The organism is Mycobacterium sp. NPDC050853 (assembly GCF_040653875.1).
Lineage (GTDB): Bacteria > Actinomycetota > Actinomycetes > Mycobacteriales > Mycobacteriaceae > Mycobacterium.
The window spans coordinates 168,338-180,354 of record NZ_JBFAGW010000004.1; the positions used below are offsets into that span (position 1 = coordinate 168,338).

A 12,017-nucleotide genomic window follows, 5' to 3' on the forward strand; every position below is an offset into this window, starting at 1 on the left:
GCTCCCGGTGTTACTGTCCCCGCCATGGGACAGTGGTCACGGGACGAACTGCAGAGCATGTTCGACCATCACCTGCGGGTGGTCGAGGAGATAGGCCCGAAGGGCGACTGGGCCAAGTACGCCGATCTGTTCGCCGAGGACGCCACCTATATCGAACCGACTTACGGCACCTTCGAGGGCCGTGCAGCCATCCGTGAGTCGATGGTCAAGACCATGTCCGAATTCCCAGGGGTGGAGATGCCCCACTACTTCTCCAACTGGCACGTGGTCGACGAGGAGCACGGCTGGGTCATCTGCGAGCTGGTCAACCGGATGAAGGACCCCGGCGACGGAAGCGTCTGGGAAGCAACGAATATCAGCATCTTCCGTTACGCCGGCGACAATCACTGGGCCAACGAGGAAGACGTCTACAACCCGATGCAGTTCATGGTGGCCATCCAGGGCTACGTGCAGCGCAGCAGTGAGCTGGGCTCGCTGTCCTCTTCGGCAGAGACGTTCGGGAAAAACATGGGGTGGCTCGGCTAACGCGCGGCGAGGAACCGCCCGGCCTTCACCGTACTGCCAAAGCCATCGACAAAGGTGCCGTAGGAGTAGAGCCGCTGCCCACCGACGACCGTGGCAGCGATCGCCCCGTCGTTGCGGCATACCTGCCGAGATACCCCGAATTCCGTCATGTACTCCTCGTGGTACCCCTCAAGTGAATCATCAAGGCCCACAGGGTCGATCACGGTGATATCGGCGGTATCGCCAATGCGGAGCCGCCCGGCATCCAGGCCGTACCACTCACCGAGCTCACCGGTCAGCCGGTGCACCGCGGCTTCCAATGGCATGAACGGCTTGCCCGCCTCGCAGGCCTCCTTGACGCGCTTAAGCAACCGAAGCCCGGCGTTGTAGAAGGACATGTTGCGCAGGTGTGCACCGGAGTCGTTGTTGCCCAACTGGAAATGCCGATACTTGATGGCTTCGTTGAGAACGTCGGTACGGTCGTTGGCAATGGTGGTATGCCAGCGCACCTTCCCGGGGTGCTCGGCAACCAGGTCGAGGAAGGCGTCCACCGGCTGTACACCGCGGGCGTCGGCCACCTGGCCGAAGGACTTGCCCACCACCGATTCATCGGGGCAGCCGACGATCTCGGTGTCGTACATATCGCGGTTCCAGGCCACCACCCCGTACTTCTGGGCCATCTCCTTGCGGAACCGCCGCCGGTACCCCTCATCCTTGAATAGGTCGACCCGCTGGAGCTGATCGCGGATATCCAACGCCGCCGTGCCCGAGGCGAACTCCTCGAAGATCACCAGATCCATACCGTCGGAGTACAGATGGAAAGGTACCGCCAGCAGCTGAAAATTGACCTGGGAGCGCAGCAGCGGGTTGAGGGCACCGGTCGCCGCCTTGAGGAGTGTTATCACCGACCGGTTGCTCTTCAGATCGAAGGCGGCCAGCAGCGTGGTCTTGAGCGCGCGGCGCCAGGGACGGGCACCGCTGAGCAGGAAATGCATGACCGTCTCGGGCCGCTTCTCCACATCGAGATTCGACTGCACGACGGCGCCGCGCCGCCGGACCACGTCATAGAGAGCCCCGTACTCGCGCCAGGTCGCATATGTGGACGGCAACTGTCGGCCCGCGAACCGCGTGCCTTCCAGCTTGGAGAAGCGCAGCCGGTCGGTGGACAACCCGGCGAATCCGGCGTCGAGCGCATCGGCCACCATGGCGCGCATCCGAGCCAGCTCCTCGGATGTGGGCCGCTCCTCATAATCGGTGGCACGCGCGAGACCCATCACCGCCGCACGGATATCGGAATGTCCGATGAGTGTCGCGACGTTGGCGCCCAGCGGAAGTGACTCGATGGCCTCGCGGTATCCGCGTGGCCCGTCCCAATCCTTGTGCTCCTTGAGGGCCGAGTGCACCGCATCCCAGGGCAGAGCCTCCACCCGGGCGAACAGGTCGGCGACATCCTCCGGTTCGGCGTACACCGCGGACATCGAGCAGTTGCCGTAAACGACGGAGGTGACGCCGTGGCGCACAGATTCGCCGAGCCCAGGACTGACAAGCACCTCGGCGTCGTAGTGGGTGTGCACGTCGATCATGCCGGGGATGACCCATTTGCCGTCGGCCTCGATGACCTCATCGGCATCGGCGCCCGACAGATCGTGGGCCATGGCCACCACTTTGCCGCCGCGGACCCCGATATCCAAGGCTTGGCCGGGCGCACCCGTCCCGTCGAATACCAAGCCGCCGCGCACCAGCAGGTCAAATGTCGCCATAGGCTCCATGGTCAATACCCCGTTCGATCAGCAGATACCCAGCCTATCCCGCAATCCGATTCACATCTTCACAGATGCTTCACAATCGATTGCTACCGTGCGGCATGAACGACAACCTGCCACGCACGCCCATCATTGGACCGGCAGCCTGGGTTGCACATTTCGAGCGGAACCGCCGGCTCAACCGCGAGATCGACGCCGCCATCAACTGGCGTGCCGACACCGCGCTACCATCGGAAACCGCACTGGCAGTGGGGCGTTCCCTGCAACGTTTCGAGATCGGCGAACGCGGCGACGGTGAGGTGCTGTTACGCAAGGCACGCGCAGGCGATCCCGAATACGCGAAGGCGCTCGAACTGTTCGTCGCCGAGGAACAGCAACACGCCCATCTGCTGGGCCGAAGCCTGGAGCACCTGGGTGTGCCGCCCCTCTCAACGCATTGGTCGAACTCGGTGTTCGTGACCGCTCGCAGGATGTTCACGCTGCGATGGGAGGTGATGGTGCTGACGGTGGCCGAGGTGATCGCACTGAGCTACTACGGCGCCTTGTCGCAGTGCGGCGACCCTGCGGTGGAGGCCATGTCGCGGCGAATCGTCGATGACGAGCACCAGCACGTGGCCTTCCAGATCGACTCCCTGCAAAGGGGATTCACGCGCATGCCGATCGGCATGCGGATGCTGGTGCGCGGGATATGGATGATCCTGGCAGCAGGTACCACCGCCGTGGTCCTGCTGGATCACGGCGGTGCGCTGCGGGTGTGCGGCTGGACCCGCGCACGTTTCGCCCGCGCGGCCGGCCGCGATTTCCGGCGAGTGTCGCGAGATGCCCTGCTTAGCCGTCGAAAACGATCTGCACCCGATCCGATTCCGGCAGTGTCTGGCATGCCAAGGTGAACCCCTCGGCCACCTCGCTGTCGATGAGCGATTCGTTCATCAGCATCCGCGTCTGACCCGATATCACCGAACACATACAGGTGGCACAGGCGGATTCGCGGCACACGTAGGGGGCGTCTATCCCCGCGTCCAGGAGCACGTCGAGCAGCTTCTTGCCCGCCGGCCAGTCGAGAACGTGTGTGCTCCCATAGATTTCGACCTCCAGGACTGTGTTCCCGGTGATTCCGCTGCTGGTGATCCGAATTGCTTCGGCCGTCACTGGCCCGCCGCAGTGGCGCGAGTGGGTAGTCGATCGTTGAGTTCGCCCTCGGCGCCGAACAGGATCTTCTGCCACTCATCCAGCAGCGCGTTGGTGTCGACGTCGTCCGGATGGAATCCCGGGCGCAGGTACACCGCGATATCGCGCATCAGTCCCTTGACGAGTGGTCCGCGGTACAGGTCGATGGTCTGACGCAGCACGGATACGGGCTTCCAGCCACTGCGATCGGTGAGGATCGACCCCAGCACCGCGAGAGTCATGACGGGCAGTGTGCCCAACCAGATCGCCGACATCACACCGATGCGCACCGATTCCGGTCCGCCCACCGCGCGGTAGACATCGAAGGCCACTGACTTGTGTTCCATCTCCTCCATCGCATGCCAGTTCAACAGGTGATGAACCTCATCGGACATCGGAATCTCTTGCAGCTCAGAGCTGGACAGCACCCGCTCGGCGAGCACCGCGGTGTAATGCTCTGCGGCCGCCGTCCCCGCCAGGTGCGCGATCTTGGGTATGCGCTTCTCCAAGGCCAGGACAAACTTCTCGCGCCGGCTGCCCTCTTCGAAGTTCATAAGCCTGACCAGCGGGTATCCCATGTTCACGATCTGATCGTTGAGCTTGCGGTGCTCGCGACCGTGCATGGCCTCTTGGCCGATGAAGGCCGCAACACGCTTCTTCAACACCGGATCGGTGATCTGGTCGGAGTAGTTGCGCACCGACCGAATGAAGGACTCCTCACCGGGCGGGAAAACACCCGACAGTAGTGACACCAGGTGACTGAAGACGATATCGCCCTCGACGTAGTGCTTCTTCATCGGAGCCGGCTCACCGAACCGGAAGTTCATCCGGCGCACCTTCGGAAGCGCGCGCGTGACCGACTTTCGACTCCGCTGTTCTACAACTGCCATGACGGAACTCCTTACCTCCGACGTCCGCGTTGACGTCTGACCTGGCTTTTTATACTGGTACTCCGAGTACTACTGCTAGTATCCATACGGCATGGCGTAAGCACAATAGGCAGCAGGATCGTGTCGCCCGAATCAACAAACCGATGACGGCACACACATATCATCAGTGGTGATGGGAGCCGTGGAGAACGTGAGCACAGCCATCGCACCGAAGGCAGGCACGGCCGCTGCCCGGCGCGGCGACCGACGCAAGATTGCACGAGAAGAATTGGTGGACGCCGCCTTTCGCGCCATCAACAGCCTCGGCCCGGCCGTGAGCATGGACGATATCGCTCGCGAAGCCGGGATCGCCAAGCCCAAGCTGTACCGATACTTCGAAGACAAGGGCGACCTGCACACGGCGGTACTTGCACGCGTCCAGGACATGGTGTGGTCGGCCGCCACCGGCCGCATGAATCTCATGACCGATTCAGCACGCCAGCTGGTCGAGCTCGGCGCCAACGAGTACACACGCATGGTCACCGAGCACCCGAATGTGCTGCGGTTCATCGTGCACGGCCATTTCGTGAATTCGGCGGACGGCACCGAGCGGCTCCTCGAGGCGGCACACCAGATGACGCGCGACCTCGCGGAAATGCTGTCGAACGCCATCGATGACGAAACAGTGAGCGCCGATGACGCCGATCTGGCAGTCAGCTCGGTGGCTGGGGCAGTCGGCACCGCCACCGACTGGTTCTTGAGCGCCAACCAGTCACGCGACAATCCCATGCCGATCGAGCGGTTCACTCAATACCTGGCCACCATCTTGTTTGGTATCGCCGAATCGATCGCCGCATTCAACGGGCTGATTCTCGACCCCGAGCTGCCGCTGCACTTGGCCTTCACCGGTACCCGCGGCTAGAGACAAAACTCGATGACTGATCCAATCCCCTTGAGCCGCATAAGCCGTGGCCAGATTTTGGGCAAGCTCGCTGCCGGGCAGGCCATCCGCACCGCCGGAAGCCGGATATCCATGATCGGCCGGTCAGAACGGGCCCGTGAAGTGCTGGCAGAACGATCCTCGCTCCAAGCCGCCGAACAGCTCGTCACCGTGCTGGGCAGCCTGAAGGGCTCGGCAATGAAGCTCGGTCAGCTGCTCTCGATGCTCGAAGTCGATCTGGTGCCGGAGGCGCACCGAGAACGCTTCCGGCAAAAGCTGGCCCGGCTGCGCGACCAGGCCCCACGCGAACCGTTCTCGGTGATGCGACCGATCATCGAAAGAAATCTGGGAAGCCTCAGTAAGACATTCCGCGATTTCGACGAAACACCTGTCGCGGCCGCATCAATCGGGCAGGTCTATCGCGCCACCCTGCGAGATGGCCGCGATGTCGCGGTCAAGGTCAAGTACCCAGGCGTCGACGAAGCGGTGCGCGCGGATATGCAGAATCTCGCGCTCTTCACCAAGTTCTGGCGCAAAGCGATACCAACCCTTGCTAATTCGGCGTTCATGGACGAGATCTCACTGAGCCTGGAAGGCGAGCTCGACTACCTCCGCGAAGCACGCACCCAGCGACATGTTGCCGAGCACTATCGCGGGCATCCCTTCATCGTCATTCCCGACTGTGTACCGGAACTGTGCACACCGCAGGTACTCGTCACGGATTTTGTAGCGGGCGAAGCCTTTCCGTACATGCAAGGACTGCCCGACACCGAACGTAACCGAATCGGTGAACTCATCTTCCGCTTCTACGTCGGCTCGCTGTTCCAGGACAACGAGTTCTGCGGCGATCCCCATCCGGGCAATATCCTGCTCGCCGCCGATGGCACCGTCGGATTCGTGGACTTCGGGCTGTACAAGCGAATGGATCCCGAACATGTGGACTTCGAGCGTCAGACCATGAGCGCAGCATCTGAGGGCCGCGCCGACGATCTATACGACGCCATGGTGCGGCGCGGGGTGGTCGACCCGGACGCCGCGGTAAGCCCCCAGGACTGTTTGGAGTACTGCTATGCGGCGTCCGGATGGAACCTCGTCGATGAAGAAATGACCATTACTCCCGAGATCGCTTCCAGTGCAATGATTCTCGCCGTAGACCCACGCTCCGGCGAGTTCGCCGGCATGAGGCGCCAAAACCTGCCGCCCGAACACATCTTCTCGCGACGCGCGGACTTCTACACCTTCGGCGTCCTCGGCCAGCTCAACGTCACCAACAACTGGCATCGGATCGCTCGCGAATGGATCTATGGTGAACCGCCGACTACCGAGATTGGCTGCGCCATCCAGGAATGGCGCAGCTCCCGGAATTAGCGGCGCAGCAGTCCGTCGAGGGCTCGGCCGAACATCCACTGGCCGCCGGATCTGGCCAGCGTGTCGAAGAATCTCGGTAAACCGCGAATGCGTACTTCCTCACGCCAGACCACCCGAGAACCGCCGTCTGCGGGATGGACCTCGATCTCGGCCCAGCCCAGTATCAACGAACCCGTCTTCTCCAGCCGACACCTCCCAGGCTGCCCGCCCTGCGGCGGTTCCCATCCGGCGACCGTCATCGGATCATCGAAACCTATGCGCCCCAACCCGGTTCGCCCCACGAAGGTGGTACCGACGCCTGCGGGAGGGTCGCTGGTGACGACGACCGTCGTAAACGGGATGTGCTCGCTATGCCGCGGCCAGTCGGTGACCCTCGCGAAGGCGATCGCGGCGGGCAGCACACTGGCTCGCTCTATGAGAAGAAGGGCCATGAGCCGAACAGATTCGAGGTGGCCTTCTTACCGCGCAAGGCGACGATGGTGTCCTCCAGAGTCTCCCGCGGATCCCGGTAGGTGACTCCTAGCTCACGCTCGCTGGGTGAGTCATCCGAGGCGGGCATCTGCGTGTAGTACTGCATACCCGCCTCGGTGACCGGAGTGCCGTGCGGCACGTAGCGGCCGACCTGGTCCAGCACCGTCCCCGCTGCGCGCAGCACCGAGTCGGGTACCGGAACCGCAAGTACGGTACTGCCCGCTGCTTCGGTCAGCAGATCCACCAGCTCGTCGACCTCCAGCCGATGGCCACCCGCGGTGTAGCGGCGGGGGCCGCGTCCGGGTTCCAACAATGCGGTGTGCAAGGCGGCGAGGTCACGGACATCCACCACCAGCCACGCCGCACTACGGCCGGGGACCGACCTCAGCAGCAGGACCCAACGCACCCCCTCGGCGGCCTCCCCGAATTGATCGCCGACGGGTGGTCCCAGCACCATGCCGGGGTAGGTGATGGTCACCGGTGCGCCAGACTCCTGTAATTTGCGCACGTAGAGCTCCACCCGCGCCTTCGACTGCCCGTATCCGTCGCTACCGCCCGCCGCGGGCAGGTCGGCGGCGAACGTGTCCAGGCCCGGCCGAAACAACGCGGTGATGCTCGAGACGTGCACGATCGGATCGAGGCCACGGTCAACCGCCGCCCCGAGGACGTTTTGGGTGCCCTCGAGGTTTATGGCCATCATCCGGTCGGCTTCTTTGGGATCCGTACTGACCATCGCCGCGCTATGCACCACCGCATCGCATCCGTCGAGTGCGGCCTCGACCGACTCCCGGTCAGTGATATCGCCGACCGCGTAGTCGGATACGTCGACACCCAGCGTCGCCACCGTGGTGTGCAGTCGCGCTTGCTTACGCACCAGAAAACGGACCTGATGCCCGGCGTCTGCGATCGCTTTCGCCGTCCACCCACCCACGAATCCGGTACCGCCAGTAACCAATACGCGCATGCTTCACGTCCCATCCGGTTCGGCGGCCCGCGCCAATCAGGACATCGTAGGTCGTCAGGGCTTCTATACCGGGCGAATACCGAAGAGCCATGCGCCACCGACCCCGCCGCGACGTGTGCCAAGATCGCTGGGTGCGTCTACGCCCTGCCCTCCAGCTCATCGCCATGCTCACCGCCATCGCCATCGCCATGGCCCTGGCTCCGACCGCGAATGCGCAACCCGAGCGGGTAACGCCCATCGGACACATCGGTGAGACGCTGCATTTCGACTACGGCACCATCGGCGCGGACGTCACCGTGCACAACATCGAACCCACCGGCGTCCCCGCGGGAATGGCTCCCCCTCGCGGTGTCATCTGGAAGGCATACGTCACCATCCGGCCGACCAAGGTGCCCAATGCGTACGCGATGCTGATGGCGCTCAAGCTCGGCGGCATCTCACCGGAAACCGGGGATGCGTACGAGCCGCAGCGCACCGACGAGCCCGACGATCTGAACTATGCGCTGCGCAACGCGCCGCAGGGATCGACCGTAAGCGGCGCTGTGTACTGGGACGTCTACCGCGGACCGGTGCGCCATATCGTGCTGCGTTCGGCACAGACCCAGGTCCACCTGGCCCAGTGGGACCTCTAGCGCACTTCTCCCGCGCGAGCCCTGGAGATCAGCGGGGCTGGAACAGGTAGTTCCGGAAGGTATCGGTGACCTTGTCCGCGGGCCGCCAAGAATCGGCGCTCCACACCGACATCCGGTAATCGCGCGCGGTGAACCAGGCCACGATGTCCCCGGCGGTGCGTCCGAAACGCTCCATGTGCCGGTCCTCCACCTCCAGCATCATCGCCGGTCGAGTCCGCTCAATCGTCTTCTCACCGCTGACCAGGACATCGAGTTCGGCGCCCTCGACATCGATCTTCACGAAATCGATCCGCGCGATGCCCAGACGTTCACAGAACCCGTCGAATGTCTCGGTATCCACGACCACCCGAATGTGCTCGTCGAACTCGGCATTCGAGCCGAGCCCGTCGGCTCCCGCGTCGACAAAGGACCGGCCGGTGATCGGCTTGCCGTTGCGCAGCGGAACGCTCATCACTTGCTCACCGGCATTGGTGCCGAGCGCGACAGCGTGACGGCGCACGTTCTGTGCGCTGCGCAGGCCCAGGGCCGCCGACGAGGTGGCATGGGCGAACCGCAGCGGCTCCAGGCTGTACACCAGGCCCTCGGCGCCCACCAGCCGTGCCAGCTCCGCGGTGTAGAAACCGGCGGCCGCACCCACGTCGAGGCACACATCCCCCGGCCTGACCACCTGCGCGATACCCACCAACTCGCTTTCCACCCACGGTGTGGTGCGGGCCAGTGTGCGCAGGCCCTGCCCCACCACCGCGTCACGAATCTCGCCGAAGGCCGTCACGCGCCGGGTCATGTGATGCTCCTCCTGAATGGGGTGAATGGGTCGCAGAGTCTGAAACCGGGCCAAGTATAGGTAGCGTGCCGGTCATGACGATTCAGGTCGGCACCGCCACAGCGGCCGACTGCACCGAGCTGGCCGACGTCGCCGCCCGAACCTTTCCTCTGGCCTGCCCACCGTCGTCGACGCCGGACAATATCGCAGCCTTCATCGCGGCCAACCTCAACGCGGACAGGTTCGCCGAACACGTCCGCGATAACCGCGTGCTGGTGGCGCGTGCTGACGGCACGACGATCGTGGGGTACGCGATGCTGGTCGACGGTGTCGTCGACGATCCCGAAGTCCAGCGCGCCGTCACGCTACGGCCCGCGGTACAGCTCTCCAAGATGTACGTGCTGCCGGAGTTCCACCAAGCCGGGGTGGCGGGCGCACTGATGAGCGCCGCCCTCACCGCGGCTGCCGGGCGCGGGGCCACCGGCGTATGGCTGGGCGTCAACCAGGAAAACGAACGCGCACAACGCTTCTACACCAAACACGGCTTCAGCCGCAGCGGCACCAAGACGTTCCGAGTCGGCGAGCGACTGGAGAACGACTATGTGATGCAGCGGGTCATCTAGCGCTCGGCAACGGCGCCGCGCTGAGCGCCAACAGCCGCGAGGTGGCGCGCAGGTACTTCTTGCGGAAGCCGCCTCCGACCATCTCGTCGTCGAAGATCGTGTCCAGCTTCACCCCCGACGCCACCACCGGGATGCCCGCGTCGTAGAGCCGGTCCGTCAGCGCCACGATCCGTAGCGCCACCGCCTGGTCATGTATCTGCTGCACGCCCGCGATGAATACCGCCGTCACACCTTCGATCAAGGTCAGATACCGCGAGGGATGCATGCTCGCCAGGTGGCGGCACAGATCGTCGAACTCGTCGAAGGTGGCACCGTCAATGGAGGCCGCCAGCTCGCGGAGTTCTTCGCTGGTGTGCGGCTCGGGTGCAGGAGGCAGATCACGGTGGCGGTAGTCGGGACCCTCCACCCGCACCGTGTTGAAGATCGCCGCGAGGGTGTTGATCTCGCGCAGGAAGTCCTGCGCCGCGAACCGGCCCTCACCGAGCTGCTCGGGCAGCGTGTTGGAGGTGGCGGCAATGGATACTCCACGGGCCACCAGTTCCGAGAGCAGCCGCGACACCAGCGTCGTGTTTCCCGGGTCGTCAAGCTCGAACTCATCGATGCAGACCACCGTGTAGTCCGACAGCAGCTCGATGCACTCCAGGAACCCGAAAACCCCGGCCACCTGTGTCAATTCGCCGAAGGTCGCGAAGGCCTTGGGGCCCGGCACGGTGTGGTAGATGGACGCCAGCAGGTGAGTCTTGCCGACACCGAATCCGCCGTCGAGATAGATGCCGACGCCGGGCAGCACCTCACGCTTGCCGAACAGTTTCTTCTTGCCCGCGCGGCGGGTGACCGCGTCCTGGCAGAACGCCCGACAGGTCTCCACGGCCGCGGCCTGAGTCGGTTCGTTCGGATCCGGCCGGTACGAGTCGAAGCTCACCGAAGTGAACGTCGGCGGCGGTACCAACTGCGCGATCAGCCGGTCATTGGAGACGGTGGGGTGCCGGTCGGCAAGGTGCTGGAGGTTTATTACGGCACCGGATTGCGGATCAGTCACACGGGCAGCGTAGCGGCGTGTTGAGATCTCCTTGTGGCCGACAACGACGGTGAACAGGCAATTCCGGGCTCTACTGGGACGCAGCTCACACAGCTGACGACGGGTGCATCGGTCGACCCAGGCCAGCTGGTCGATCTCTACGATTACCCCGACGACGCCGGACTCTATCTGCGCGCCAACATGATTGGCAGCTTGGACGGTGCAGCGACGGTGACCGGATCGTCCGGTGGGCTCGGCGGCGACGGCGACCGCGCGGTGTTCGCCGCGATGCGCGCCAATGCCGATGTGATTCTCGTCGGGGCCGGCACCGTGCGGACCGAGCGCTATCACGGAGCGCATCTACCGGTCAGTCAGCGCCAGCGCCGCCAAGCCCGCGGACAGAGCGAGGTGCCGGTGATCGCCGTCGTCACCGCCTCCGGGGCGATCGACCCCAGCACTCCCCTGTTCAACGAGTCGGAGATCGCACCCATCGTGGTGACCTCGGCATCCGGGGCGGCGAACGTCGCTTCCCGCGTATCCGGTGCGCAGGTAGTTGTCGCCGAGCACCACCTGCGCGCCGGGCAGGTCGACCTGCCCGCGGCGTTGGCCGAGCTGCGCGGTCGCGGTCTGACCCGGGTGCTGTGCGAAGGCGGTCCCGCTCTGCTCGGCACCCTTCTTTCCGCACGTCTCGTCGATGAGCTGTGCCTGACCATTGCGCCGACCACGGTCGCGGGTGTCGCAATCCGGATCGCGTCGAGCCCCGCCGAAGCACATACGTCGTGGCGACGGGTGTTGTTACTCGGCGACGCGGACGGGTACCTGTTCGCGCGGCACGTCCGGACCTAGCTAACGCTCTTCACGCAAGCGGCTCATCGCAGCTAACGCTTTTCACGCAAGCGGCTCATCGCAACCCATGCACACCCGATACTCTGGTC

The 12,017-nt window shown here is 64.2% G+C and carries 14 protein-coding genes; 7 read left to right on the plus strand and 7 right to left on the minus strand.

The window, feature by feature from the left end; genetic code table 11:
- The first annotated feature begins 24 nt into the window (after positions 1-24).
- Positions 25-525, plus strand: coding sequence for a nuclear transport factor 2 family protein (locus tag AB0H22_RS15340; RefSeq protein WP_180747855.1), 501 nt, complete (start codon positions 25-27; stop codon positions 523-525).
- Here AB0H22_RS15340 and AB0H22_RS15345 read toward each other — a convergent pair.
- Positions 522-2,264 (minus strand): amidohydrolase family protein, encoded by a 1,743-nt coding sequence (locus tag AB0H22_RS15345; protein ID WP_180747856.1) that lies wholly within the window; start codon positions 2,262-2,264, stop codon positions 522-524. The two genes, AB0H22_RS15340 and AB0H22_RS15345, sit on opposite strands and share 4 nt — an antisense overlap.
- A gap of 104 nt (positions 2,265-2,368) precedes the next feature.
- On the opposite strand from AB0H22_RS15345, the gene AB0H22_RS15350 reads away from it, so the two are divergent.
- On the plus strand, positions 2,369-3,157 hold the full coding sequence (locus tag AB0H22_RS15350) for a ferritin-like domain-containing protein (RefSeq protein WP_358147155.1): 789 nt from the start codon (positions 2,369-2,371) through the stop codon (positions 3,155-3,157).
- On the opposite strand, the gene AB0H22_RS15355 is transcribed toward AB0H22_RS15350, so the two are convergent.
- Together AB0H22_RS15355 and AB0H22_RS15360 are read right to left on the minus strand one after the other, a co-directional pair.
- Positions 3,096-3,416 carry a 2Fe-2S iron-sulfur cluster binding domain-containing protein gene (locus tag AB0H22_RS15355; protein ID WP_180747858.1) on the minus strand — a complete coding sequence of 107 codons (321 nt, stop codon included), beginning with the start codon at positions 3,414-3,416 and terminating at the stop codon, positions 3,096-3,098. The two genes, AB0H22_RS15350 and AB0H22_RS15355, sit on opposite strands and share 62 nt — an antisense overlap.
- Positions 3,413-4,324 carry a metal-dependent hydrolase gene (locus AB0H22_RS15360; protein ID WP_180747859.1) on the minus strand — a complete coding sequence of 304 codons (912 nt, stop codon included), beginning with the start codon at positions 4,322-4,324 and terminating at the stop codon, positions 3,413-3,415. The genes AB0H22_RS15355 and AB0H22_RS15360 overlap by 4 nt, the downstream gene beginning before the upstream one ends.
- A 181-nt stretch (positions 4,325-4,505) precedes the next feature.
- Between AB0H22_RS15360 and AB0H22_RS15365 the strand changes: the two genes are divergently transcribed.
- Together AB0H22_RS15365 and AB0H22_RS15370 are read left to right on the plus strand one after the other, a co-directional pair.
- Positions 4,506-5,225 (plus strand): TetR/AcrR family transcriptional regulator, encoded by a 720-nt coding sequence (locus AB0H22_RS15365; RefSeq protein ID WP_180749606.1) that lies wholly within the window; start codon positions 4,506-4,508, stop codon positions 5,223-5,225.
- Between the two features lie 12 nt (positions 5,226-5,237).
- On the plus strand, positions 5,238-6,611 hold the full coding sequence (locus AB0H22_RS15370) for an AarF/UbiB family protein (protein WP_180747860.1): 1,374 nt from the start codon (positions 5,238-5,240) through the stop codon (positions 6,609-6,611).
- Here AB0H22_RS15370 and AB0H22_RS15375 read toward each other — a convergent pair.
- Positions 6,608-7,042 carry an SRPBCC family protein gene (locus AB0H22_RS15375; protein ID WP_358147156.1) on the minus strand — a complete coding sequence of 145 codons (435 nt, stop codon included), beginning with the start codon at positions 7,040-7,042 and terminating at the stop codon, positions 6,608-6,610. The two genes, AB0H22_RS15370 and AB0H22_RS15375, sit on opposite strands and share 4 nt — an antisense overlap.
- Complete coding sequence (locus AB0H22_RS15380) at positions 7,024-8,046, minus strand: SDR family NAD(P)-dependent oxidoreductase (protein WP_358147157.1); 1,023 nt, start codon at positions 8,044-8,046, stop codon at positions 7,024-7,026. The genes AB0H22_RS15375 and AB0H22_RS15380 overlap by 19 nt, the downstream gene beginning before the upstream one ends.
- Positions 8,047-8,177: 131 nt before the next feature.
- Between AB0H22_RS15380 and AB0H22_RS15385 the strand changes: the two genes are divergently transcribed.
- Positions 8,178-8,678 carry a DUF1942 domain-containing protein gene (locus AB0H22_RS15385; protein WP_358147476.1) on the plus strand — a complete coding sequence of 167 codons (501 nt, stop codon included), beginning with the start codon at positions 8,178-8,180 and terminating at the stop codon, positions 8,676-8,678.
- A gap of 28 nt (positions 8,679-8,706) precedes the next feature.
- Here AB0H22_RS15385 and AB0H22_RS15390 read toward each other — a convergent pair whose 3' ends face one another.
- Entirely contained in the window at positions 8,707-9,462 is a 756-nt protein-coding gene (locus tag AB0H22_RS15390; RefSeq protein WP_358147158.1) for an FkbM family methyltransferase, read from the minus strand.
- A 74-nt stretch (positions 9,463-9,536) separates the two neighbouring features.
- Here AB0H22_RS15390 and AB0H22_RS15395 point away from each other — a divergent pair, with 74 nt between their 5' ends.
- Positions 9,537-10,064 carry a GNAT family N-acetyltransferase gene (locus tag AB0H22_RS15395; RefSeq protein ID WP_358147159.1) on the plus strand — a complete coding sequence of 176 codons (528 nt, stop codon included), beginning with the start codon at positions 9,537-9,539 and terminating at the stop codon, positions 10,062-10,064.
- Here AB0H22_RS15395 and zapE read toward each other — a convergent pair.
- Complete coding sequence (gene zapE / locus AB0H22_RS15400; RefSeq protein ID WP_358147478.1) at positions 10,057-11,130, minus strand: cell division protein ZapE; 1,074 nt, start codon at positions 11,128-11,130, stop codon at positions 10,057-10,059. The two genes, AB0H22_RS15395 and zapE, sit on opposite strands and share 8 nt — an antisense overlap.
- Positions 11,131-11,136: 6 nt before the next feature.
- Here zapE and AB0H22_RS15405 point away from each other — a divergent pair, with 6 nt between their 5' ends.
- Entirely contained in the window at positions 11,137-11,928 is a 792-nt protein-coding gene (locus AB0H22_RS15405; protein ID WP_358147160.1) for a pyrimidine reductase family protein, read from the plus strand.
- Positions 11,929-12,017 lie beyond the last annotated feature (89 nt).

What these genes read in the sequence shown, in the direction of transcription:
- AB0H22_RS15390 (WP_358147158.1), bottom strand. Translation starts at nt 9,462, where the DNA reads ATGACCCGGCGCGTGACGGCCTTCGGCGAGATTCGTGACGCGGTGGTG.
- AB0H22_RS15375 (WP_358147156.1), bottom strand. Translation starts at nt 7,042, where the DNA reads ATGGCCCTTCTTCTCATAGAGCGAGCCAGTGTGCTGCCCGCCGCGATC.
- AB0H22_RS15345 (WP_180747856.1), bottom strand. Translation starts at nt 2,264, where the DNA reads ATGGCGACATTTGACCTGCTGGTGCGCGGCGGCTTGGTATTCGACGGG.
- AB0H22_RS15370 (WP_180747860.1), top strand. Translation starts at nt 5,238, where the DNA reads ATGACTGATCCAATCCCCTTGAGCCGCATAAGCCGTGGCCAGATTTTG.
- AB0H22_RS15395 (WP_358147159.1), top strand. Translation starts at nt 9,537, where the DNA reads ATGACGATTCAGGTCGGCACCGCCACAGCGGCCGACTGCACCGAGCTG.
- AB0H22_RS15340 (WP_180747855.1), top strand. Translation starts at nt 25, where the DNA reads ATGGGACAGTGGTCACGGGACGAACTGCAGAGCATGTTCGACCATCAC.
- AB0H22_RS15350 (WP_358147155.1), top strand. Translation starts at nt 2,369, where the DNA reads ATGAACGACAACCTGCCACGCACGCCCATCATTGGACCGGCAGCCTGG.
- AB0H22_RS15380 (WP_358147157.1), bottom strand. Translation starts at nt 8,046, where the DNA reads ATGCGCGTATTGGTTACTGGCGGTACCGGATTCGTGGGTGGGTGGACG.
- AB0H22_RS15360 (WP_180747859.1), bottom strand. Translation starts at nt 4,324, where the DNA reads ATGGCAGTTGTAGAACAGCGGAGTCGAAAGTCGGTCACGCGCGCGCTT.